1 protein-coding gene and 1 pseudogene are annotated in these 1,511 nt (G+C 72.6%); one reads left to right on the top strand and one right to left on the bottom strand.

Annotated features, from left to right (window positions below):
* Positions 1 to 67: 67 nt before the first annotated feature.
* A complete protein-coding gene (locus tag G6023_RS09360; protein WP_132063308.1) occupies positions 68 to 1,174 on the bottom strand; it encodes a M24 family metallopeptidase in 1,107 nt (368 codons plus the stop codon).
* 93 nt (positions 1,175 to 1,267) lie between these two features.
* Here G6023_RS09360 and G6023_RS09355 point away from each other — a divergent pair.
* Positions 1,268 to 1,511 (top strand): annotated as a pseudogene (locus tag G6023_RS09355) (5'-3' exonuclease); the annotation flags it as partial.

The following is a 1,511-nucleotide window of genomic DNA, read 5'->3' as shown; positions in this document are numbered from 1 at the left end:
CGTGCAGGGGCGGGGGGCGAGGCGCCAGGGGCGGGAGCGGATGCGGGCAGGCTGGCGTCCGCCGACTCTAGAGGACGCGCAGGCCGCGCTCGCCGTCGTTGAGGTCGCGGCGGCCATCGGCGGTGACGGCCACGATGTCCTCGAGCCGCGCGCCCCACGACCCGGTCGTGTAGACGCCGGGCTCGACCGAGAAGGTCATCCCTTCCTCCAGCACGGTATCGGCTCCGGGTGCGACGAACGGCGGCTCGTGCAGTCCCAGGCCGATCCCGTGCCCGGTGCGGTGGATGAACAACTCCCCGAGCCCGGCCGCGGCGAGGTGCTCGCGTGCGGCGGCATCGACCTCGCCGATCGCGATCCCCGGTCGGACGGACTCGCGTGCCAGGCGCTGCGCCTCCTCCAGCACCGCGTACGTCTTGGCGACCTCGGCGGAGGGCTGGCCCATCGAGTAGGTCCGGGTGCAGTCGGAGTGATAGCCGCTGGGCAGCGGCCCGCCGATGTCCACCACCACGATGTCCCCGGTCTCGACCACCCGGTGGGACACCCCGTGGTGCGGGTCGGCGCCGTTCGGGCCCGAGCCGACGATCACGAACTCGGCGCGCGTGAGCCCCTCGGCCTCGATGGCGGCGGTGATGAGCTCGCCCACCTCCGCCTCGGTCCGGCCCACCTGCAGGAACTCCCCCATCCGGGCATGCACTGCATCGATGCGACGGGCGGCCTCGGCGAGCTCGCCCACCTCGTGCGCGGTCTTCACGGCCCGCACGTGGTCGATCACCTCCGAGGCGAGGACCACCTCGCCGTCGACCCCGTCCTGGAGCGGCACCAGGTGCAACGCCGGCAGGGCGGTGGACACCGCCACCCGCCCGGCGACCGACCCGGTGACGAGCGCGATGGCGTCGGTCCCGTCCGCCCACGGGTGGATCCTCGCGCCCACGTGGTCGGCGGCTCGCCGGGTGACGTCGGTGAGTTCGAGCGACGGCAGCACCAGCAGTGGCTCTGCCCCGTCCACGGGCACGACCAGCGCGGTGAGCCGCTCGTGCGAGTCCATTCGCTCACCGGTGAGGTAGGACATGTCCTCGCCGGAATACACCACCACGTGGTCGATCCCGAGGTCCCGCGCGCGATCGCGGACGGCTGCCAGACGGTGCGAGTGGATCTGCGTAGTGGGGCTGTTCATGTCCTCCACAGTAGGCCGGGGCCGCAGTGGGCCGGAGCCGACTAGCCTGACGGCAGGTACTCGCTCCCGACCCGACGACATCAAGGAGGCGCGGTGTCCCAGGGCCCGCTCATGGTTCTCGACAGCGCCGGCTTGTGGTTCCGCGCGTTCCACTCCGTGCCCGAGAAGATCACCGGCCCGGACGGCTCCCCCGCCAACGCCGTGCGCGGCTTCTGCGACATGGTGGCCGTGCTCGTGGACGAGTACTCCCCGACCGGCCTGGTGGCCGGCCTCGACCGCGCGTGGCGTCCGGACTGGCGGGTGGAGTTGTTGCCCTCGTACAAGGCGCACCGCGTGG

The sequence above is a fragment of the Dietzia sp. DQ11-71 genome (genome assembly GCF_014144995.1).
Taxonomy (GTDB): Bacteria; Actinomycetota; Actinomycetes; order Mycobacteriales; family Mycobacteriaceae; genus Dietzia; species Dietzia kunjamensis.
This window is presented reverse-complemented; position numbering and strand designations above follow the sequence as displayed.